The sequence below is a fragment of the Neobacillus sp. OS1-2 genome (assembly GCF_030915505.1).
Lineage (GTDB): Bacteria > Bacillota > Bacilli > Bacillales > Cytobacillaceae > Neobacillus.
On the sequence record NZ_CP133265.1, the window covers coordinates 1,811,600 to 1,833,970 of the forward strand.

The 22,371-nt window shown below is 42.9% G+C and carries 20 protein-coding genes; 15 read left to right on the forward strand and 5 right to left on the reverse strand.

Annotated features, from left to right (window positions below; genetic code table 11):
- Positions 1-153 precede the first annotated feature (153 nt).
- Positions 154-1,536 carry an NADP-specific glutamate dehydrogenase gene (gdhA, locus tag RCG19_RS08885; protein WP_308110557.1) on the forward strand — a complete coding sequence of 461 codons (1,383 nt, stop codon included), beginning with the start codon at positions 154-156 and terminating at the stop codon, positions 1,534-1,536.
- Between the two features lie 94 nt (positions 1,537-1,630).
- Positions 1,631-1,756 (forward strand): DUF4023 domain-containing protein, encoded by a 126-nt coding sequence (locus RCG19_RS08890; protein ID WP_308110558.1) that lies wholly within the window; start codon positions 1,631-1,633, stop codon positions 1,754-1,756.
- 45 nt (positions 1,757-1,801) lie between these two features.
- Here the strand turns inward: RCG19_RS08890 and RCG19_RS08895 are convergent, their stop codons facing one another.
- The 3 genes from RCG19_RS08895 to RCG19_RS23710 all read right to left on the reverse strand — a co-directional run bounded on the left by RCG19_RS08895 (position 1,802) and on the right by RCG19_RS23710 (position 5,407).
- Positions 1,802-2,398: a hypothetical protein gene (locus tag RCG19_RS08895; RefSeq protein WP_308110559.1), complete on the reverse strand. Its 597-nt coding sequence runs from the start codon at positions 2,396-2,398 to the stop codon at positions 1,802-1,804.
- Positions 2,399-2,411: 13 nt separating this feature from the next.
- A complete protein-coding gene (locus RCG19_RS08900; protein WP_308110560.1) occupies positions 2,412-3,569 on the reverse strand; it encodes a ParM/StbA family protein in 1,158 nt (385 codons plus the stop codon).
- A gap of 443 nt (positions 3,570-4,012) precedes the next feature.
- Entirely contained in the window at positions 4,013-5,407 is a 1,395-nt protein-coding gene (locus RCG19_RS23710) for a L,D-transpeptidase family protein (RefSeq protein ID WP_374049589.1), read from the reverse strand.
- Positions 5,408-5,635: 228 nt separating this feature from the next.
- On the opposite strand from RCG19_RS23710, the gene rluF reads away from it, so the two are divergent.
- The 5 genes from rluF to RCG19_RS08935 all read left to right on the forward strand — a co-directional run bounded on the left by rluF (position 5,636) and on the right by RCG19_RS08935 (position 10,748).
- A complete protein-coding gene (gene rluF, locus RCG19_RS08915; protein WP_308110561.1) occupies positions 5,636-6,352 on the forward strand; it encodes a 23S rRNA pseudouridine(2604) synthase RluF in 717 nt (238 codons plus the stop codon).
- A 166-nt stretch (positions 6,353-6,518) separates the two neighbouring features.
- Positions 6,519-8,288: a sensor histidine kinase gene (locus RCG19_RS08920; RefSeq protein WP_308110562.1), complete on the forward strand. Its 1,770-nt coding sequence runs from the start codon at positions 6,519-6,521 to the stop codon at positions 8,286-8,288.
- Positions 8,257-8,988, forward strand: a complete 732-nt coding sequence (locus RCG19_RS08925; RefSeq protein WP_308110563.1) for a LytR/AlgR family response regulator transcription factor — start codon at positions 8,257-8,259, stop codon at positions 8,986-8,988. The genes RCG19_RS08920 and RCG19_RS08925 overlap by 32 nt, the downstream gene beginning before the upstream one ends.
- Positions 8,989-9,147: 159 nt before the next feature.
- The gene (locus tag RCG19_RS08930; RefSeq protein WP_308110564.1) at positions 9,148-10,599 is read left to right on the forward strand and encodes a carbon starvation CstA family protein; all 1,452 of its coding nucleotides are present in this window, start codon (positions 9,148-9,150) and stop codon (positions 10,597-10,599) included.
- Entirely contained in the window at positions 10,599-10,748 is a 150-nt protein-coding gene (locus RCG19_RS08935; protein WP_308110565.1) for a hypothetical protein, read from the forward strand. Before RCG19_RS08930 ends, RCG19_RS08935 begins: the two co-directional genes overlap by 1 nt.
- Before the next feature lie 31 nt (positions 10,749-10,779).
- Here the strand turns inward: RCG19_RS08935 and RCG19_RS08940 are convergent, their stop codons facing one another.
- Positions 10,780-11,832, reverse strand: a complete 1,053-nt coding sequence (locus tag RCG19_RS08940; protein WP_308110963.1) for an NAD(P)/FAD-dependent oxidoreductase — start codon at positions 11,830-11,832, stop codon at positions 10,780-10,782.
- 179 nt (positions 11,833-12,011) lie between these two features.
- On the opposite strand from RCG19_RS08940, the gene RCG19_RS08945 reads away from it, so the two are divergent.
- The 4 genes from RCG19_RS08945 (at position 12,012) to RCG19_RS08960 (ending at position 15,812) form a co-directional block, all read left to right on the forward strand.
- Entirely contained in the window at positions 12,012-12,857 is an 846-nt protein-coding gene (locus RCG19_RS08945; RefSeq protein ID WP_308110566.1) for an ABC transporter ATP-binding protein, read from the forward strand.
- Positions 12,808-13,731 (forward strand): iron-hydroxamate ABC transporter substrate-binding protein, encoded by a 924-nt coding sequence (locus RCG19_RS08950; RefSeq protein WP_308110567.1) that lies wholly within the window; start codon positions 12,808-12,810, stop codon positions 13,729-13,731. The genes RCG19_RS08945 and RCG19_RS08950 overlap by 50 nt, the downstream gene beginning before the upstream one ends.
- A 69-nt stretch (positions 13,732-13,800) precedes the next feature.
- Positions 13,801-14,808, forward strand: coding sequence for a FecCD family ABC transporter permease (locus tag RCG19_RS08955; RefSeq protein ID WP_308110568.1), 1,008 nt, complete (start codon positions 13,801-13,803; stop codon positions 14,806-14,808).
- Positions 14,805-15,812 carry a FecCD family ABC transporter permease gene (locus RCG19_RS08960; RefSeq protein WP_308110569.1) on the forward strand — a complete coding sequence of 336 codons (1,008 nt, stop codon included), beginning with the start codon at positions 14,805-14,807 and terminating at the stop codon, positions 15,810-15,812. Before RCG19_RS08955 ends, RCG19_RS08960 begins: the two co-directional genes overlap by 4 nt.
- 311 nt (positions 15,813-16,123) lie before the next feature.
- Here the strand turns inward: RCG19_RS08960 and RCG19_RS08965 are convergent, their stop codons facing one another.
- The gene (locus RCG19_RS08965; RefSeq protein ID WP_308110570.1) at positions 16,124-17,176 is read right to left on the reverse strand and encodes an LLM class flavin-dependent oxidoreductase; all 1,053 of its coding nucleotides are present in this window, start codon (positions 17,174-17,176) and stop codon (positions 16,124-16,126) included.
- 247 nt (positions 17,177-17,423) lie between these two features.
- Between RCG19_RS08965 and RCG19_RS08970 the strand changes: the two genes are divergently transcribed.
- The 4 genes from RCG19_RS08970 (at position 17,424) to RCG19_RS08985 (ending at position 22,325) form a co-directional block, all read left to right on the forward strand.
- Positions 17,424-18,488 carry a glycosyltransferase gene (locus tag RCG19_RS08970; RefSeq protein ID WP_308110571.1) on the forward strand — a complete coding sequence of 355 codons (1,065 nt, stop codon included), beginning with the start codon at positions 17,424-17,426 and terminating at the stop codon, positions 18,486-18,488.
- Positions 18,488-19,780 carry a hypothetical protein gene (locus RCG19_RS08975; RefSeq protein ID WP_308110572.1) on the forward strand — a complete coding sequence of 431 codons (1,293 nt, stop codon included), beginning with the start codon at positions 18,488-18,490 and terminating at the stop codon, positions 19,778-19,780. Before RCG19_RS08970 ends, RCG19_RS08975 begins: the two co-directional genes overlap by 1 nt.
- A complete protein-coding gene (locus RCG19_RS08980; protein ID WP_308110573.1) occupies positions 19,777-20,778 on the forward strand; it encodes an NAD-dependent epimerase in 1,002 nt (333 codons plus the stop codon). The genes RCG19_RS08975 and RCG19_RS08980 overlap by 4 nt, the downstream gene beginning before the upstream one ends.
- Before the next feature lie 134 nt (positions 20,779-20,912).
- The gene (locus tag RCG19_RS08985) at positions 20,913-22,325 is read left to right on the forward strand and encodes a LysM peptidoglycan-binding domain-containing protein (RefSeq protein ID WP_308110574.1); all 1,413 of its coding nucleotides are present in this window, start codon (positions 20,913-20,915) and stop codon (positions 22,323-22,325) included.
- Positions 22,326-22,371 lie beyond the last annotated feature (46 nt).

A 22,371-nucleotide genomic window follows, 5' to 3' on the forward strand; every position in this document is an offset into this window, starting at 1 on the left:
AGGTAATTTCTTATGCTTTTCCAACCAATCTAATATCGATATGATTCTTATCTATTCTTTATATTGCTTAGATGATTTATCAATTATAAAATAAAACGATACTAATATGAAGAATTTTCAGTTAACCGCACCACTTTTAAGGGAGGAATTCCGATGCAAACAATAGAGGATGTAAAACAATCAGGTTCGAAAGCAGCAAGAGAATACGTCAATAACGTGTTTGAAACAGTAAAAAACCGCAACGCATTTGAGAGTGAATTTCATCAGGCAGCGAAGGAAATTTTCGACTCCCTCGTGCCTGTTTTTGCGAAACACCCAAAATATATGGAGCAAGGGATTCTTGAGAGGGTCGTCGAACCAGAACGTGTCATTACCTTCCGCGTACCATGGGTCGATGATAGCGGAAAGGTCCATGTAAACCGCGGATTCCGCGTACAATTCAATAGTGCCATTGGTCCCTATAAAGGGGGATTGCGTTTCCATCCGTCTGTAAATGCCAGCATTATCAAGTTTTTGGGCTTTGAGCAAATTTTTAAAAACTCCTTAACCGGTCAGCCAATTGGCGGCGGAAAAGGCGGTTCTGATTTCGATCCTAAGGAGAAATCTGACAATGAAATCATGCGCTTTTGCCAAAGCTTCATGACTGAGCTTTACCGCCATATCGGGCCAGATGCGGATGTACCGGCAGGGGACATTGGCGTTGGCGCACGAGAAATCGGCTTTATGTTCGGCCAATATAAAAAGATCCGCGGCAGCTTCGAGGCTGGAGTTTTAACGGGTAAAGGCTTAGGGTATGGCGGCAGCCTGGCACGTACAGAAGCAACCGGCTATGGCACCGTTTATTTTGTCCAAGAAATGTTAAAAGATCAAGGTCTGAGTTTTTGCGGTAGTAGGGTCGTTGTTTCCGGCTCAGGCAATGTCTCTATTTATGCCATCGAAAAGGCAACCCAGTTTGGTGCCAAAGTCGTGGCCTGCAGTGATTCCAACGGTTATATCTACGATGAAAATGGGATCAATTTAGATACTGTCAAACAAATTAAAGAGGTTGAGCGAAAACGAATCAGCGAATACGTGAATCACCACCCACATGCCCAATATTTCGAAGGGTGTTCAGGGATTTGGTCTATTCCGTGTGACATTGCTCTACCATGTGCAACCCAGAATGAAATTGATGAAACAGCAGCTAAAATCCTGGTAGCAAACGGGGTGAAAGCAATTGGCGAGGGCGCTAACATGCCGTCCACACTCGAAGCGATTGACGTATTCCTAAACAGTGAAGTGCTGTTTGGACCTGGAAAAGCAGCAAATGCCGGCGGCGTAGCCGTGTCAGCCTTAGAAATGGCGCAAAACAGTGCCCGATTGGCGTGGTCGTTTGAGGAAGTCGATGCCAAGCTCCATCAAATCATGATTAATATTTACCAAAACAGTACAAAGGCCGCTGAAGAATACGGCTTCCCTGGTAACTTAGTCGTCGGTGCCAACATCGCTGGATTCATAAAAGTGGCTGACGCGATGATTGCACAGGGTGTTATTTAAAAATCTCCTATTAAGGAGATTTTTTTTGCCTGCATGTTTTTATGGTTAACAGGTTACATTAACATTGGTTCAATTTTCTAGGAGGTTTTGCGACATGGATAACAAAGACACCCATGAATTTGTTGAGAAGCTACATGAAAACCAGGAAAAGGACAAGAAAAATCGGGAACACCAAGGAGACAATCATCCTGGTAAAAAGTTGCCGAATCATAAACATTAATAACGAAACAAGGCCCCGAGCAAAAATGCTTGGGGCTTTGTTACATCACTTATTCATATTTGCCAAAAAATCTCCCAGCAAATCGTCTAAATCTTCTTCGATCTCTTCTTTCTCGTCTAGTAACGGTTTCGCACTGTCCCAATCAAATGAGGATAAATCATCATCCACATCGGAAGGGGAGGGGCCTTCCTCACTAGCAGCAGCCGTTTCGCTATGACTAGACTCTACATCCATGTACCGTAATGGTTCCTCGGGAAATACTTCTTCTTGAAGATACAAAGCCTCTTCAATATCTACCGATTTACTGTTCAAGGAAGCCAATAAAGAGGTAGACCGAACAGGATCAGATATCAATTGATAGACAATACTTCCCAACAACGCCTCAGAGTGCTCATGCTTCAACCAATCCCGCTGTGCTTTCGTTAAATTCCTTGGAAGTGGAATGGTGACCGTTTCCTTTTCTCTAGAAAAGGAATGATTCACTCCATCCATGACAAACTCTGCGAGTTTGCTTGAAAAATTCCTTCGCTCTGTTTCTTTTACTTTTTGCAGCTGTTTTAAAGTATGGTCAGGTGTATCGGAAGGAACGCGGAACGATAGCGCTTGACCCCGCTTAATTTCATTGGCATTGGGCTTTTTCATAGTGTCACCTTACTTAATTCTTTACCGGAACAGCTTTTTGTTTCTCCACTTTTCTGGCATAATCTGTGATCAATTTATAATATGCATTGGCCATCATCCAAATACTTTCCTTATCATCCTCAAAAAATTCGATATTATAGCCATCTAAGTTGTTATTTAATGTTTTCAGATAATCCTTCAAGACGTGCGCTCCGCCGCCGACAAAGTAGCAGATTTCTGTTTGCGAATTCTTCTGCCATACATTTCGCAACAACCTATATTGCTTTTTCGCTAATTCGAGCAGAATCCGGTCGGTAATATCGTGCACGCTTGTCCGGCTTCCCTTCACCATTATATGGTTGCGGTCATTTTTTCGTGTAATAATTTCAACGACATCACGGCGGCTATCCAACTCAATACCGTGCTTTGTTCTAATTTCTTCACGAATGGCCTCTAGCGATTCAGAAACCCCGAGGTTAAACCCTTGTGCTTTATCATCATCAACATTGCGATTTTTAATGACCGCGATATCCGTTGATAGTCCGCCGATATCTTGAATTAATATACGCTTATCGATTAAATCCTTATTGATGATTTTCAGATTGTTGTCCATTACAAGGTTAATGTAGGCGGCAAAGCCTTCCGGATACACCTTTACTTCATTAAATTTGATATTTACCTTTAATCCCTGGTATTTAGGCGTTACTAGGAATTCAACCTGATGAACGGATCCGACTAATTTGGATCTGTACCCGGCATCCTTCCCTTCCTTCACTTCTCGAAGAGGGAGGCCTGTACCCAATGTGTAGGTAGCATCAATCACATTCTTTGCCCGTGGGAAACTCTCTTGTCGGACGGCATCCAGGGCTAATGTTGTAAAAAGCATAATTAATGTTTGGTCTTCTTCAGATTTGCTGCTGCCGGGATCTAATTCGGTGGCATTATTGCTTTTCGTTGCTAAATTGCCGACACGATAAATCATATTATTTTCTTTCAAAGCAGGGGAGTGGACTCTCACATGAATTCCGTCTAAAGGATTCTTGTCATCCAGTTCCTCAATCCCAATAACAGGGCGGTCCTCTGTGTCCCGTGCAACAATGTTTGGAATATTTAATTCATATTCTAATTCTCCGAAAATGGCTTTAATAGAATCATTTCCTACATCAACAGCGGCAACTCTCGATTTAGTCATAAACACCGTTCCTTTCCATTTACTAGATTTATTTTTTAAAATTGATATGTATCTTTGATTTGGTTCTCTTTAAGACTAAAGGAGATTAGTTGATTGTTCAATAGTTTCGACAAAAACGATATGAAAGTGTAAAACAGTAAACAATTCGTAAACATCGATGTCTATGTTTACATTTATGTATACAATAACAACAAAGTTGTATACATCCCGGCACTAAAGCATGTATACAACTTTGTGTACATGTAAACATCAATGTATACAAAATGTCTACATGTATACAAGATTGTATACATGTCTACAATCTTGTATACATTAAAGGAGTTTGTGGCTGCCAATACTGCTTATCTATCAATCTATCAATAAAACATAAATACCTATTTTTAGATAGTTATGAAAAAGCCAGCCTATATCTAACTAAAGGCTGGCTTTTTGTATGAAAGATTTTAATGACTTCCTATCAATGAACTCTTAGCCATTTCTTTATTTATATAAAGATAGTACCAATTATTTTCGTATTTAATCCAGCTTGTAACAAGGGCACCCGAGTTGTTTTGGAAGTATTTTTCAAAAGAATCATCTACCCAATCTGGTTTGTTATCATTCGGAAAATGTACGGCTGCCAAAGGGGGATCCATGAAACCACTCGCATTTAGATAGAACCATTTACCCTGATCGTTAATCCAGCCTGTGTTCATCACCCCTGTCTGGTCAAAATAATACCACTTGCCGCTGTCTTCAACCCAATTGGTTTTCATTGCCCCCGTGGTATCGAAATAATACCTCTGGCCCGTAACCTCTAACCAGCCAATATTCATGGCTCCAGTCTCATCAAAGAAGTACCGCTTTCCACCATCATCGAGCCAACCTGTTTTCAAAACGCCAGCTGAATCCAGATAATACTTGTTTCCACCCTCGTCCAGCCAACCACTTTTCATCACTCCATTAGCATCAAAGAAATACTTGTTCTCTCCATCCTCCAACCAGCCTGTGTTCATCGCCCCATCAGAATTGAAAAAATATTTGTTTCCACCCTCTTCGAACCAGCCTGTGTTCATGGCACCCCCGGCATCAAAATAATACTTTTTCCCACCTGCTGTTACCCATCCCGTTGTCATCACACCTTTGTTATTAAGGTAATACTTTTTCCCCTCAATGGACAGCCAACCTGTCTTCATTACACCGGACCCATCAAAGAAATATTTTTTTCCACTTATAGTTTGCCAGCCTTTCTTCACGGCTCCATTCTCGTAATAGTACTTTTTGTTGCCATTTTGGACCCAGCCGTTTTGCACAGTTATGATACCGTTTGTACTTCCGGCACTTGCAGGTACTGTAACTATATATCCACTAGCCTGGGCGATCGCATCAAAGCTTTTGTCAGAGCGGGTAATGACGACCTTTGTGTAAACCTGTACCTGATCGAAAAGCCAATGTATTTCTTGATTATGCATTCTCACACAACCAGCACTAACATATCCGCCAATCGAACCTTCATTACTATTGCCATGAATCCCGTACGTAGTACCATAAGTCCCTCTTGCCTCAAGTCCCATCCAGCGGTCGCCAAGGGGATTACGGGGGTCTCCGCCGGGAATATTCTTCGTATAATAAGGCCGATTCTTTATCTTATTCACAATTTTAAATGTCCCTTCCGGGGTAAATGAGGCTTGCCTTCCGGTCGCTACTCTAAATGTTTTAACCAAGGTCCCTCCATCATAAAAAGCTAGGGTATTCGTTTTTTTGTTAATAATAATCAATTGGCTGCCGCTTGCATCGGTCTGGCTTGAAAAGAAAAAGAAACTCATGAATACGATAATAACAGCGGTTACTTTTTTCATCGCCATCTCTCCAATTATGGTATTACACCTAAAGTAACATTTTACTCCAGAAAATTCAGTCATATTCGGGCGAGATTATTGTGATATTTTGGAATCCCTTAAAACAATGTAAGTTTAAGGTCCTTAGTTTTCGACATGAGGGTAGTAGAAAGGGTGTCAGGCACCACCACTTGATATTCAGGAGGCGGTTGCGTTATTCTTAATCATACGATTATGCACTTTAAGGTTGTGGTTATGATACGAATTAATAAGTTTATTAGCGAGTCTGGGAAGTCTTCAAGACGGGGAGCGGATAAATTAATTACTGAAGGAAGAGTCACGATTAATGGGAAAGTGGCGCAAATTGGCAGTCAGGTGGAGCCTGGGGATATGGTCCGCATTGATGGTAGCCTCGTCAACGTCTCTAACAATTATGTTTACATTGCTTTAAATAAACCCGTAGGTATTACGAGCACAACGGAACGGCATGTAAAAGGTAATATTGTTGATTTCATTAACCATCCATTGCGAATTTTCCATATTGGACGCTTGGATAAGGACTCAGATGGCCTCATTCTGTTGACGAATGACGGGGATATTGTTAATGAAATTCTCCGGGCGGAAAACAAGCATGAAAAGGAATATATTGTTACAGTGGACAAGCCGATTACGACTGATTTTCTAAAACAAATGGCGGCAGGAGTGGAAATATTAAATACGAAAACACTCCCCTGCAAAGTAACACAGCTGTCGAAAAATATTTTCCAAATCATCTTAACCCAGGGGTTGAACCGGCAAATCCGCCGAATGTGTTCTGCACTAGGGTATGAGGTAGTCCGGCTGCAGCGAACTCGGATTATGAATATCCATTTAGGCAACCTACCTATAGGACAATGGCGGGACTTATCAAAGAAAGAAAAACAGCAGCTATTTACAGAATTACACTACCAACCAAAAGAATGGTAATAGGCGAGAGAGGCTGAGCCGAGACAAACAACTGTTTCGGCTCAGCCTCTCTTTCATTTAAGCAGAAAAAACAGTATCACGAACGGTAAGAATATTGGTAAAATTAAATTAAGTTATGGATATGGTTGTAGTAATAATGGTGACAGGCACCATTGGAGGGATTTCCATGTTGGAATTGTTGGTAACGATGGTGGAGCGGTTGGGGATCCTCGTGACGATTGCGTTTGTGTTAACAAGGCTTCAATTCTTCCGGGGTATGATTTATCAGGACGAACTAAATGGCAGGCAGCAGTTGATTGCGATTATTTTCTTTGGCTTCTTTGGGATTATTGGTACCTATTCAGGACTGACTCTTAGTACCGACAGTCTTCAGTTTAACCGCTGGACCTCTACACTTCATTCCGATGAGGCCATTGCCAACTCCCGTGTCATTGGTGTCGTATTAGCCGGCCTCCTTGGCGGCTATAGGGTTGGGCTTGGCGCAGGTTTAATTGCCGGCATCCACCGCTTCACACTTGGAGGATTCACAGCCATTTCCTGCGGACTGGCAACCATCCTTACGGGCTTGCTATCAGGCCTGTTCCATCGAAAGGGCAAGCATGTCAAGCTTCGCTCTGCCTTTCTGATTGGTGCGCTTGCTGAATCCATTCAAATGCTCTTGATTCTATTAATCTCAAAGCCATTTGAAAAGGCATGGGGTTTAGTTGAAATCATTGGTATGCCGATGATTTCCGCAAACGGCCTTGGCTGTGCCCTATTCCTGTTAATTATTAAGAGCGTGATTAATGAGGAGGAAAAAGCCGGTGCCCTGCAAGCCCAAAAAACCTTAAGAATTGCCGACAAAACCCTTGCCTATCTCAGAAATGGACTTAATACCGCATCAGCAAAGGTAGTTTGCCATATTCTCCACAATGAGCTCAACACCAGTGCTGTGGCGATGACAAATTTATCGGAAATATTGGCTCATGTTGGGCTCGGATACGAGCATCACCGTTCAGAAAGTCCCATCCAGACACAAATAACCAGGGATGCAATCAGAAAAGGGGAAATGATTGTCGCTGCACAGCAATCGATTCATTGCCGTGTAAAGGACTGCCCACTCGATGCCGTCGTTATTGCCCCGTTGAAACTACGCGGGAATACGATTGGGACGTTGAAATTCTATTTCCGTTCCGAAAAGGAAATAAACCCGGTTATTATGGAACTCATTTCAGGCTTATGCTCACTGTTAAGCAACCAGCTTGAAATTGCCGAGGCGGACAAGGCCTATCAACTTGCAAAGGAAGCAGAAATAAAGGCACTCCAAGCACAAATTAGCCCGCACTTTCTCTTTAATTCACTTAATACCATCCTTTCGCTTGTCCGAATCGATCCCGAGAAGGCCAGGAAACTACTTGTCTCCCTGTCACACTTTTTACGACAGAATCTATCCGTCACCACCCAGAGGATGACGACACTTGAACAGGAATTACAGCAGGTAAAAGCCTATTTGGCCATTGAGGAAGTTCGCTTTGTTCATAAATTAAAAGTGATTTATGAGGTGGAGGAAAGTATCCTTTCACAGAACATTCCCCCACTCACCTTGCAGCCCATTGTTGAAAATGCCATTAAACATGGGATCAAGGATATGGAGAGCAACTGCCTTGTTAAAATAAGCATTCATAAAGAAAATCAAGCAACCATTGTAACTGTTGAAGATAACGGAAGTGGGATGAGTAAAGAAAGAGTAGGCCAAATCTGCCAAACTCCGATAGATTCTATCTCTGGAAGCGGGCTGGCACTTTACAACGTGAACCGAAGGCTAGCCTTTATGTTCGGTGAGGGTGCCGCACTGATGATAAAAAGTGAACTCAATCAGGGGACACGAATTTCCTTTTCAATTCCATATATGGAGGTGGAACAAAGTGGTACAACCAATCAAAACGCTTATTGTTGATGATGAACTATATAGCAGGGATGAACTAAAGCATTTATTATCGGCATTTCCATCCATTCAGATCGTTGGCGAAGCTGAATCCGGGGAAGACGCCATTATGAAGGCCCTCCAATTGCAACCAGATGTGGTCTTCCTGGACGTGGAAATGCCAAGGATGAACGGGATGAACACTGCAAAAGCTTTTCAGGAACTCAAACATGCTCCATTAGTCGTCTTTGCCACAGCCTATCCGCAATTTGCTGTCGAGGCATTTCGCTATGATGTCGTTGACTACTTACTAAAGCCCTATGACCAAGATCAATTACACGAAACCATCAATCGGATTCTAAAACATCTCAGCGCTTCTAAGGAATCCGAGCCGGAAAAACAGACTGGAAAGCTTGCGGTTGAAGCGGCTGGGGAAATCCTTTACCTCGACCCAATAGAGATTCTTTATATTGTTCGGGATGATAAATGGACAAGGCTGATAACAAAACACAGCGAATATGATACAAAGATGCCGCTCAAGGATTTGGAAAACCGGCTCCAAGGCTTTGGTTTTTTTCGCATCCATAAAAGCTTTCTTGTTAACCTGGAATATGTGACCAGACTGACCCCGTGGTTCAATGGCGCCTATCAGCTGCATATTGAGGGAAGGCAGGAAATGTTGTCGGTCAGCAGAAATTATGTAAAGGCATTAAGAGTGAGGTTGGAAATATAACCCTCCAGACTATTATTAATCTTCTGCATTTTAAACCACTCTAGTAACATGTTAATTCCATATTTCTACCTTTCACACCTAAGTCCGCCCTGCTGCTCCTTTTCTTTTATATACTTGATTTATGTAACCGCATTCATTTATAAAAAAGGGGGAGAAAGTGTGTATACTTTTCTAGCAGGAATTGCTCTTTTAATTATTGGTTATTTCACGTACGGCAAATTTGTAGAAAAATTATTTGGTGTAAAGGAAGACAGGGCGACGCCCGCCTATGTCAATAATGATGGTGTTGACTATCTTCCAATGAGCACGAAAAAGAATTCTTTGATTCAGCTCCTCAATATTGCTGGAACAGGACCTGTTTTCGGCCCTATTTTAGGTGCACTATACGGGCCTGTTGCTTTTATCTGGATTGTCATCGGCTGTATTTTCGCCGGAGCGGTTCATGATTATTTAACAGGGATGATTTCTATTCGGAACCGCGGTGCCCATTTACCGGAGCTAGCCAGCAGGTTTTTGGGGAAAATTATGAAGCATGTCGTCAATGGTTTCGCTGTTTTACTTCTTTTATTAGTAGGAACCGTATTTGTGACCACACCTGCTGCCTTGCTTAACGTGTTAATGGACGGAAAGGTTGCCCTTTTCGTAATTATTGCTGCCATTTTTGTTTATTATATTTTAGCTACACTTATGCCCGTTGACAAAATTATTGGCCGCCTTTATCCATACTTTGGCGCATTACTGTTGATCAGCGCCCTTGGAGTAGGAATCGGTTTAGTTGTTACCGGTGCACCCATTCCGGAACTTTCATTAAAAAACTTCCACCCTGCTAACGCACCAGTTTTCCCATTACTATTTTTCACAATTTCTTGTGGCGCGCTTTCCGGATTCCATGCGACCCAAACACCAATCATTTCCCGTACCACTCAGAATGAAAAACAAGGTCGGAAAATTTTCTATGGCATGATGATTGCAGAAGGCGTCATTGCCATGATTTGGGCTGCTGCAGGAATGAGCCTTTTCCACGGTTACAATGGCCTAAATGATATTTTGGCAGCCGGCGGACCTGGAGCAGTCGTCAGTGAGGCATCGACAACCCTCCTTGGTGCCATTGGTGGAACGCTTGCCGTCCTTGGCGTCATCGTATTACCTATTACATCTGGAGATACTGCATTCCGAAGCGCACGGATGATTATTGCTGAATATCTGAACATTGCCCAACAGAAATTATCCAGCCGCCTCTGGATTGCTGTACCATTATTTGTAATTTCAGCAGTGCTGACTCAGATGGATTTTAATATTCTTTGGAGATATTTCAGCTGGGCCAACCAATCAACGGCGGTTATTGCCTTGTTTGTTGGCGCCATGTACTTGTATATCGCTAAGAAAAACTACTTTGTTCCGTTGATTCCGGGTGTCTTTATGCTCGTCATGGTGATTACCTATATTTTAAATGCCCAAATTGGATTCCGCTTATCGATGAGCACTTCATGGATTGGCGGCTTCATTGGAACTATCGTCCTTACCGCTCTCTTCTTTAGAGCTGCTAAAAAGGCACGGGCCAATAACCTTCCACTTGAAGATGATATTTCAAACTGGAATCGGGTAGCCTAATGGGCTGCTGCAATCCAGAATATCGCAAGGCTGCACTTGAAAAGGAAGAACAGCTCAACAAGAATGGCAAGGATTCCGTTCCAATCGTTGGAAAAGTCGTTATTAGTATCGTGACAGTGGGTGTTATAATCGTCGCCCTCTGTCTATAGAAAGAGTGCACGCTTACCCGGCGTGCACTCTTTATTTGTTCATCATTTGCTTCACTATTTCTTTATTCCGCTGTTTAAATAATTCATGATGGGAAGAAACCATTCCGGCTTTTGGCGCATCAGGCTGAATGAATTGTTTTGCTTTATTAACAGCATTTGCTGCGTCCTGAAATGCCCCGGCAATTAACTGTACTTTTCCATCGTACATGAGGATGTCCCCAGCAGCATAAAGTCCCTCTACCGAAGATTGGCTTACCGCATTACCGGCAATATAATAATCATCGGCCAACGCAATATGTAAGTCACTATTTTTTAGTAACGCCGCATCCTGTTCATATCCATGATTAATAATCACTTCATCAATCGGTAAATAGAAAACCTCATCTGTTTCATGATTCGTCAATTCCACGCTTTCGATCTCCTCATGGCTCGCTGACGCTATGAGTCGTGTAATCGATGTATTAAATAAACAATGGGCAGAACTGTTACACAACTGGGAGGCATGTGCTTCATGACCTTTAAACGACTCTTTCCGATAGGCAACATACACCTTTTTCGCAATGGATTCTAATTCATTTGCCCAATCGATAGCCGTATTTCCCCCGCCTGAAATGACCACCGTCTTATCCTTGAACTGTTTTAATGACTTCACTGTGTAATGTAAGTTAGCTACCTCAAACCGCTCTGCCCCGTCAATCTCCAACTTTTGCGGTTTCAATATGCCGCTGCCAATGGCGACTATGACTGTTTTTGAAAAATGCCTTTGGCCGGTGGCACCTTGCAAGACAAAGATTCCATCCTCATTCAGTAAGATCGACTCAACTTTTTCATTTAAAACGACTGTTGGATTAAACGTTAATCCTTGGACAATAAGCTGTTCCATTAACATTGCTCCCGGGATGGGCGTTTGCCCCCCTACATCCCAAATCATTTTCTCAGGATAGACATGAAGCTTTCCGCCAAGCTGCGGCTGGAATTCAATCAGCTTTGTCTTCATCTCTCTAAGTCCACTGTAAAAAGTGGAATACAGCCCAGCTGGCCCGCCGCCAATCACCGTCACATCAAATACTTCCTGCTGCCCCATTTCAGAACACTCCCCAGTAGCCAAATGTAATTGATTATCATTCTCAACTAAAATATACACTGTTCAGTTTCCTTTTTCAATAAAAAAAATATTGACACAATGAAATTAGCCTATTATATTTTAAGTAATCGATACTGATAATCATTATCAATTATTTTTTTTAAAAAAGGAGGTTAAACATGGTTCGCCTCTATACAAATGACTTAAACATCGGCTATGGGGAACGGTTAATTGTTAAAAATCTCAGTGTAAAAATACCTGACCGGAAAATCACCACGATCATCGGTTCAAATGGCTGCGGAAAGTCCACATTATTGAAGGCGATTACGCGCATTATTCCCCAGCAATCCGGAACGATTGTGTTGGATGGGAAGAATATCTCGAAGGAAAACACAAAAATTCTCGCTAAAAAAATGGCCATTCTACCGCAAACACCAGAAAGTGCAAGCGGATTAACGGTTGCGGAACTTGTTTCTTACGGCAGATTCCCCTATCAAAAAGGGTTCGGGCGCTTAACAAAAAAGGATGTGGAAGTCATTGATTGGGCCCTTGAAGTGACAGGAATTACTGACTTTAAGTTTCGGCCTGTAGATGCCCTATCAGGAGGACAGCGACAGCGGGTTTGGATCGCGATGGCGCTTGCCCAAGAAACAGAAATCATCTTTCTTGACGAACCAACGACCTATTTAGATATGGCTCATCAGCTCGAGGTACTGGAGCTTTTGCAAAAACTAAACATTGAACAGGAACGCACGATTGTCATGGTTCTTCATGACCTAAACCAGGCGGCTCGTTTCGCTGACTATCTCATCGCTTTAAAGGACGGACAAATCATCAAAGCCGGTGATTGTGAGGAAGTCATGACACATGATGTCTTGAAAAAGGTGTTCCAGATCGATGCGCAGATTGGCAGGGATCCACGGACAAACAAGCCGATGTGCATCACCTATAACCTACTAAAGGGAGAAAAGAAAAATGAAAAAGTTGCTATTCCCATTTATCCTGCTGTTAGTGTTAATTATTAGTGCCTGCAGTAATGATTCTGCCAGTACGAAAGAAAAATCAACAAAAGATGATCAGCCAAAAATGGTTACATATCAATCGCAAACTGGCCCCGTGGAAGTACCCGCACACCCAAAACGCGTCATCCTGCTTTCTGGTTTCACTGGAAATGTACTTGATTTAGGCATTCATGTGGTGGGCGTAGACGTTTGGTCGAAAAATAATCCAACGTTTAAAAAGGAATTAAAAGATGTGGCCGAAGTATCAGATGAAAACCTAGAAAAAATTATTGAATTAGAACCAGATTTAATCATTGGTTTAGATAATATTAAAAATCTTGATAAATTAAAAGAAATTGCTCCGACTGTTACCTATACATGGGGCAAAGTTGATTACTTAACACAGCACATTGAAATTGGTAAGCTCGTCAATAAGGAAAAAGAAGCGCAAGCTTGGGTAGATGATTTTAAAGCCCGTGCAGATGAGGCTGGGAAAGAAATTCGCGCAAAAATTGGCGAAGATGCCACTGTATCGGTAATGGAAGCCTACGATAAAGATTTATATGTATTCGGAAACAACTGGGCACGCGGAACAGAAATTTTATATCAGGCAATGAATTTGAAAATGCCGGAAAAAGTAAAAGAAATGGCATTGAAATCCGGCTATTATACCCTTTCTGCCGAGGTGCTTCCTGAATATGCCGGCGATTATGTGATATTGAGCAAGTATTCAGATGCTGACACAGCCTTCCAGGAAACAGAGTCGTACAAAAATATTCCGGCCGTTAAAAACAATCATGTTTTTGTCATGGAAGGCAATGGCGCCTCCTTCAGCGATCCGGTTACACTTGATAAACAACTGGAATTTTTCAAAAAGTCATTTTTAGGTAACGAATAACTAGCCAAGAGGAATTCTGATGGAGGAATTCCTCTTCCCCCATTCTAGGAAAGAAAAGATGAGCGACTGATGACAAATGAAAAACATTCAATTTCCTTTATCTACAAGATGTTGGCCGGTCTGGTTCTTTTTGTTTGTATGTTTATCGCTGCTTGTGTTTTCGGAGCAGCAGAGACAACTGTCAAGGATGTCTGGCTCGCTCTTACGTCCAACGTAAAAAGTGATACCACTTTAATGCTCCGAGAGATCCGCATTCCGAGGGAAGTCGCGGCTATTTTTGTAGGGGGGGCACTTGCGGTATCCGGAGCGATTATGCAAGGGCTCACTCGAAATCCGCTGGCCGATCCCGGTATTCTTGGATTAACAGCTGGGGCCAATGCGGCACTTGCGATTGCACTAGCCCTAATCCCTTCAGCAAATTATTTCGTCCTTACCATTGCCTGCTTTATTGGGGCGGCGGCGGGAACACTGATGGTCTTTGGTATTGGCGCCATCAAAAGGGGCGGCTTTTCCCCTCTTCGGATTGTCTTAGCAGGGGCTGCAGTTTCCGCCTTTCTTTATGCAATCGCCGATGGCGTTGGCATTTATTTCAAACTATCCAAAAACATCTCGATGTGGACGGCAGGTGGTATGATTGGGACTACGTGGAAACAACTTTCCATTATTGTTCCATTTATTGTCATCGGAATACTCATTTCGCTTCTGCTGTCACGACAGCTCACCATTCTTAGTTTAAGTGAAGAAGTGGCTGTTGGATTAGGCCAAAACACAAGAAAAATTAAAACCATCCTGTTTATCGTGATTATCCTCCTTGCTGGTGCTTCTGTTGCTCTTGTTGGCAATATGGCCTTCATCGGTTTAATGGTACCGCATATTGTTAGGGCGATAGTGGGAACAGACTACCGGTTTATCATTCCGATGTCCGCCATCACAGGCGCTACCTTTATGCTATTTGCGGATACAGTCGGCCGCACCATCCATGCGCCATATGAAACACCTGTAGTAGCTATTGTAGCTACATTAGGATTACCTTTTTTCCTCATCATTGTCCGTAAAGGAGGGAACACATTCTCATGATCCAGCCTTCTTTACGTAGAAAACAACGAATCCTTGTCTGTGTATTGGTTATGCTCATTCTCATTACTACTGTGATTGGGATGGGCATGGGCTATTCCGCCCTATCCTATGATAGGCTGATCCCAACCCTTTTGGGACAGGGAACATTTAAAGAGGAATTTGTTTTATTTTCAATCCGTTTACCTCGCATGCTTGTGACGTTGTTGGCAGGGATGGCGTTGGCTTTATCTGGGGCCATCTTACAAGGAATCACTCGAAATGATTTAGCTGACCCAGGAATTATTGGCATTAACTCTGGCGCGGGTGTAGCAATTGCCGTTTTCTTTTTGTTCTTCCCGATTGAGCCCGGTTCATTTCTCTATATGCTCCCGCTTGTTGCCTTCATTGGCGCGGTGCTTACTGCCTGCCTGATCTATTTGTTCTCCTATGATCGAAAGACAGGATTGCAGCCAGTCAAATTAGTCTTGGTCGGGATTGGCTTTGCCTTAGCTCTTTCTGGGGTAATGATTGTCCTGATTTCATCTGCTGATCGGCAAAAGGTAGATTTTATTGCGAAATGGCTGGCGGGGAATATTTGGGGCACCGATTGGCCGTTTATCTGGGCACTTCTACCATGGTTAGTTGTTCTGATTCCCTTTACATTATACAAAGCCAATCGCTTGAATCTTCTAGGCTTAAGTGAACCAGTTGCCATTGGTGTAGGAGTATCCATTGAAAAGGAACGGATTGTCTTATTGTTAACAGCGGTTGCCCTTGCAGCAGCAGCCGTGTCGGTTACTGGGGGAATTTCCTTTATCGGGTTAATGGCCCCGCATATGGCGAAGGCATTAGTGGGACCGCGAAATCAACTATTTATCCCCCTTGCCATACTCATTGGGGGCTGGCTCTTATTAGTGGCAGACACCATCGGGCATAATCTCGTTGAGCCTAGTGGGATTTCCGCAGGAATCATGGTTGCCTTAATTGGTGCACCGTATTTTATGTATTTATTATTGAAAAAATAACGCTTGAAATAACAAAATCCCTTGAATATCATACGATGTTCAGGGATTTTGTGTATCTGAATAACAGGGGGCACAAACAGTTAACGGAAGCACGTTTCATTTACCAAATTGATCATTTATAAGCCCAATCGGGTAATGTGACCCTGCTTCATTTACCAAATTAACATTCAATAAGCCCAATCGGTCAATGGAACCCACTTTCATTCACCAAATTGTCATCCAATAAGCCCAATCGGTCAATGGAACTCTTTCATTTACCAAATTAACATTCAATAAGCTCAATCGGTCAAATCACTATCGATTCAAAGCGCCTAAAATTGCTCCGCTTCCCACTTAGCAACTTCCTGGCGAACCCTTGGTGCGACCTCGGTTCCTAGCAGTTCAATCGCCTTCATTACTTCTTCATGCGGCATCGAGCCAACAGGCACATGCAGCATAAAACGGGTAATACCAACGTTTTTACGAAGATGAATGATTTTCGCCGCAACGGTTTCAGGGTCGCCAACATACAATGCTCCTTCAAAGCTTCTGGCTGCATCAAAACTTGAGCGGTCATAATGCCCCCAGCCCCGTTCCCGTCCAAGCACGTTCATGGCTTGCTGGGTAGAAGGGAAAAATTGATTTGCCGCCGTCTCATTATCCGCAGCAATGAAGCCATGGGAATGCGAGGCAATCGGCAGCTTCGTTACGTCATGGCCTGCCTGCGCGGCTGCTCTTTTATAGAGATTGACATGCTGAGCAAACTGCAGCGGACTTCCTCCAATTATCGCTAAGACAAGCGGCAATCCAAGCATTCCCGCACGAATGACAGATTGTGGTGTCCCACCGCTGCCAATCCATACCGGCAAGGGATCCTGCACCGGTCTAGGATAGATGCCTAGATTATCAATGGCTGGCCGGTGACCGCCCCTCCAGGTCACCTTCTCAGATTCTCGTATTTTTAACAACAACTCCAGCTTTTCATCAAATAGCTCATTATAGTCATTTAAATCATAACCAAACAACGGGAATGACTCGATAAACGATCCCCTGCCGGCCATTATCTCTGCACGCCCATTTGATACGGCATCAAGAGTAGCGAAATCTTGGAATACCCGCACCGGATCAGCTGACGAAAGCACCGTGACCGCGCTCGTCAGCCGGATTCGTTTCGTCTGTGGTGCCGCTGCAGCCAGGACAATCGCGGGAGATGATGCCGCATAATCCTTGCGATGGTGTTCGCCAACACCAAAGACATCCAATCCTACTTGATCAGCAAGAATAATTTCCTCCACTACCTCACGCAGCCTAACGGCATGACTCTTCACCTCTCCAGTTTGTACATCCGGCGTCGTCTCAACAAACGTACTCACACCTATTTCCATTCGCAATTCCTCCTTGAACTGAAGCAAGGGACGGCTCTTCCGCTTCAATTGACCGCTAGTCATTACCATTGAGGCATGAGAACCGTCCCCTGCAACCCATGCTTCCTTTCCCTTTATTTTGAGGGTTTATTCCGCTAATTTCAAGTTGCTTACCTGGTAATTTGTCCAAGCTTTTTTAGTGCTTCTGCATACCATATTTGGAAAACAAAGCGAGTTTGTCCACCATGATTGAAAGGAGAAGTTTTATTTGCGTACAGCAATCCATCTTAATTTAAGGGTTGACCCGACCCAATATATCTCTCAGATTCGTGAGGTTCCAGGGTATGATTATATTCATTTGGTACGGCAGCCAAAGTACATGGTTGATCTCTCACTCTTGAACGAAAAGGTCTATTATCTTAATGAGATTTTTTCAGCAAAGGATTTTGTCGAAAAGCATAATATTTCCCTTTTACACGCTCACCACGGTCAATTAGGCATTCTTTTACTCCCTTTTAAAAAGGCTGTAAATCTACCATTAGTCACTAGTATTCGCGGCAGGGATGCCACCCTTGCCAATCAACCGGTGGGTTATTTAGAAAACATGAACATGTTATTTGATCAAGGCGACTGTTTTTTTCCCGTTTGTCAATATTTAGCGGATAGGATAATGGCATGGGGCTGCCCGGCAGAAAAAATCAAAGTGCTCTATGGCGGTGTGGACCTTAGCCAATATAAATATCGCTCCCCACAAACAAGAAACACAACCCAAAATATTTTATCAATTGGAAGATTAGTAGAGAAAAAGGGACACCATGTTTTAATGCAGGCCTTTCATAGGATTAGAGATACATTTCCAAATGCTACGCTGACCATTATCGGCCGGGGTGAACTAGAAGAGGACCTGAAAAATTTGGCTAAGCAGTTGGGATTAGGCGATTCCTTTCGTCTATTAAATCATCTTCCTAAAGAAAAAGTCAGAGAGCATTTGATCGAGTCTGATTTGTTTTGCGCTGCCAGCTTAGAAGCAGCGAATGGCGATGTAGAAGGCATTCCAAATACATTAAAGGAAGCAATGGCTACCGGTGTTCCCGTTATCTCAACGACACATGCGGGCATCCCGGAGCTGGTCACCCATAACAAAGAAGGTTATCTAGTAAAAGAGAATAACATTGACGAATTAGCTGCTGCCCTTGAATTTATGTTAACGAATAGACAGCTGTGGCGCAGGTATTCACTGGCAGCCCGGAGGAAAATTGAACAAACATTTGATCTTAAAAAGCAGCTTTTACTGCAGGCCAACTATTATGACGAACTTTTAGGGGGATCGTGATGAAGGACTTTACATCCATTAAAGTGACCAAAGGGGTAAAAACCTTAGAGATTGATAACCCTACGAACTATCCGCTGATTGGAATGGGCGCACAAGGGGCTGTCTTTAAACTATCAGAGGATACATGTGTGAAAATTTACAACGACCCGCTGCAGGCAAAAATGGAAGCAGAAGCCCTCCAGGCAGGAAAGCATTTATCCTTTTTCCCAAAGGTATTTAAAACAGGCTCTAACTATATCGTTATGGACTACTTTAACGCGCCAACGTTAAAGGAGTATCTAAGAAATTGCACCTATATCCCTGAATCGATTGCAACGAAATTACTTGCTATTTTAAAAGAAATGAGAGCGGCACAGTTCACAATGGTGGACGCCCCGCTTCGACATATTTTTGTCCTAGAAAATGAAGAGCTTAAAGTGATTGACCATGTAAATGCCTTCAAACGAATCCATCCGGTCCCGCTAAAATTATTAAGAGATTTGAACATCATTCTATTAAAGGAATCCTTCTTAGCCCACGTGCAAAAGCTTGAACCGGAGACATTCGCTGAATGGGAGACCTATTTTCGCGAAAACAGTCTTGATTATAAAAATATTCCCGTCACTTCTGGTGGATCAGGGGAAGGGGTAAAGGTAGAAAGTGCCGTCACACAACCACTTATTGGGAAGGGTCATCAAGGTGCCGTTTATCGGATAGCGGAGGATAAATGTGTGAAAATATACGGTAAACCGGAAAATGCTATGCAGGAGCAAGAGGTGCTATTATCTACTCAAGCCCTATCCTTTATTCCTAAGGTTTATGAAACAGGCCCCAATTATATTGTAATGGAATACCTGCTGGGACCTGATTTAAATACATTTCTAAAAAAACAAACCTCTCTTTCCGAGAATATCACCAAACAATTGCTGCACATTTTAAACACCCAGAAAGAATCAGGATTTAAGCAAATTGACGCCCCATTAAGGCATATTATTGTGACCAATACAGGATTTAAAATGGTTGATCACGTGTATTCCTTCTCTCGAGAACAGGATAGACCCCTTGAGCTATTTCAAAACCTGCACGAAAGGGGCTTTTTAGACTCCTTTCTTGAACACGTAAAGATCCTCGACCCTGACACCTATGCCGAATGGACAAAAACACCGATTCCACTGACAAATCCAGAAACGGAAGGGAATACAGGCCGCAATAAAGGGAAGGAACAGGGCAAGAAAAAGCCTTCCCCTCGAAAAAGGGAACACCAGCGAGGATCTGGACAACATCACAAAAAAGAACACGGTCGAAAAAAATGAGCATATTAGTGACAGGCGCAGCGGGGTTTATTGGGTTCCATCTAGTAAATAGACTAGTAGCCAAGGGCTATCATGTGGTTGGTATCGATAATCTAAATGACTATTACGATGTCAATTTAAAAAGGGATCGGCTAAAAATGGTTGAAAACAACTCCCAGTTTGAATTTTTCCACATCGATGTGGCTGACCGTGATAAAATCTATCAGCTTTTTGCCGATAAAGCCATTACTACGGTTATTCATTTGGCTGCTCAGGCGGGCGTTCGTTACAGCTTAACAGCACCCCATTCCTATGTTCATTCAAACCTTGTCGGGTTTATAGAGATCTTAGAGGCCTGCAAGCATCATAAGGTTCAGCACCTGATATATGCCTCGTCCAGTTCTGTTTACGGTGCAAATACAATGAGTCCATTTTCCACGAAGGACAGTGTCGACCACCCGTTAAGCCTATACGCGGCCACAAAAAAGGCAAATGAATTGATGGCACATACGTACAGCCATTTATATCATCTTCCAACGACAGGACTTCGTTTCTTCACGGTATATGGACCGTGGGGTCGGCCAGACATGGCATATTACTCGTTTACTAGGGATATTATCGAAGGAAATACCATTAAGGTATTTAATAACGGGGATATGAGCCGGGACTTTACGTATATTGATGATATTGTGGAGGGAATCATCCGTTTACTTGACCATCCTCCAACAGTAAACCCTAATTGGGACAGGGAAACCCCCGATCCGGGCTCAAGCTTTGCTCCCTATCGGATTTATAATATCGGCAATCATCATCCCGTAAAGCTCTTAGACTTTATCCAACTATTGGAACGGTTAATTGGCAAAAAGGCAAAAATAGAATTAGCACCGATGCAACCCGGAGATGTGAAAGAAACCTATGCGGACATTACAAATTTACAAAACGATACTGGATACGCCCCAGCAACAAATATTGAAACAGGCTTAGCACATTTTGTGGATTGGTATAAAGGGTATCATTAAGGCAAAACACGGGGACGGTTCTCTTGCTTCATGTTAACAGAGGTAGCAAGAGAATCGTTCCTTCTAAAGGATTACACCATTTCAGCCATACATACATATAGTGCAGTAATGAAAAGGCCTATGGAGGAGTATGGATGATTATACATGTCGTTAGAAGCGGGGATACGCTTTGGAAAATAGCCAATCAACATGCAGTTACGGTGAATTCAATTGTAAAGACAAATGAGTTACAGAACCCCAATCAGTTAGTGATTGGCCAGGCACTCGTCATTCCCAGGCCTGGTACTACTCACACAGTTAAATACGGGGAAACATTATGGTCTATCGCACAAAAATATGGGGTGACGATTCAATCGATTATCCAGGCAAGCCAATTAACAAACCCAAATCTCTTATATCCGGGAACAACACTATTTATTCCACCGATTACCCATATTGTCCAATCCGGAGAAGCCTTATGGCAAATTGCCAGCCGCTACGGTACCACGGTGCAGGCAATCATCGATGAAAATCAAATTGAAAACCCAAATGTTATTTATCCTGGACTGCATTTAGCTATCCCAAGGGTAAAGCCAACCATTGAAGTGAATGCTTATACGTATCAACCGAGTGACGCGGCGGTCCAAACCCTTAATGAATTAGGCCATTTGCTTACTTACTTTAGCCCATTTGCCTATCTGATCGCCGAGGATGGAACATTAAATCCAGTGAAGGATGAGGCCATGATTAAGGCTGCCTTATCAAATCATGTTGTCCCCATGATGTCTGTTACCAACTTCACTTCCTCCCAAGCTGGATCAAATGTAGCTCATACTATTTTGGCAAGTCCAGAAATAAGAGAAAAAATCCTCACGAGCATTGTCCAAGTAATGGATAGTAAAGGATACAAGGGATTAAACATTGATTTTGAGAATGTTTTACCGGCGGATCGCGAGTTATATAATCAATTCATCCAGTTGGCAGTAAATCGCCTCCATCCCAAAGGATACTTTGTCTCAACCGCACTTGCACCCAAAGTTGGCGGTTCCCAAACAGGTCTTTTATATGAAGCGCATGATTATGAGGCACATGGGAGAATAGCCGACTTTGTCGTGCTAATGACATATGAATGGGGCTACCGCCTTGGTCCGCCACAAGCGATTTCTCCTATTAACCAAATGAAAAGAGTAGTGGAATATGCCCTAACGGTTATGCCGGCAGAAAAAATCTTTTTAGGTTTTCAAATTTATGCCCGAGATTGGCTAATCCCCCACGTGAAGGGCCAAGAAGCCGAGACATTTAGCCCACAAGAAGCCATCCGCCGTGCTGTAAAATATGGGGTAACGATCCAATATGACTCAACTGCGGAGTCCCCATTTTTCCGCTATGTAGATGAAAAAGGACAAGGTCACGAGGTTTGGTTTGAAGATGCTAGGAGCGCACAAGCGAAGTTCGATATGGTCAAAGATTATCAATTACGTGGTGTCAGTTACTGGGCATTGGGCTATCCCTTTCCTGAGAACTGGGCATTATTGAAGGACAATTTTGCGATTAAAAAACGGATGTAAAAATCAACAAAAATAAATAAAGCTGCCATATCCAATAATTAGCATT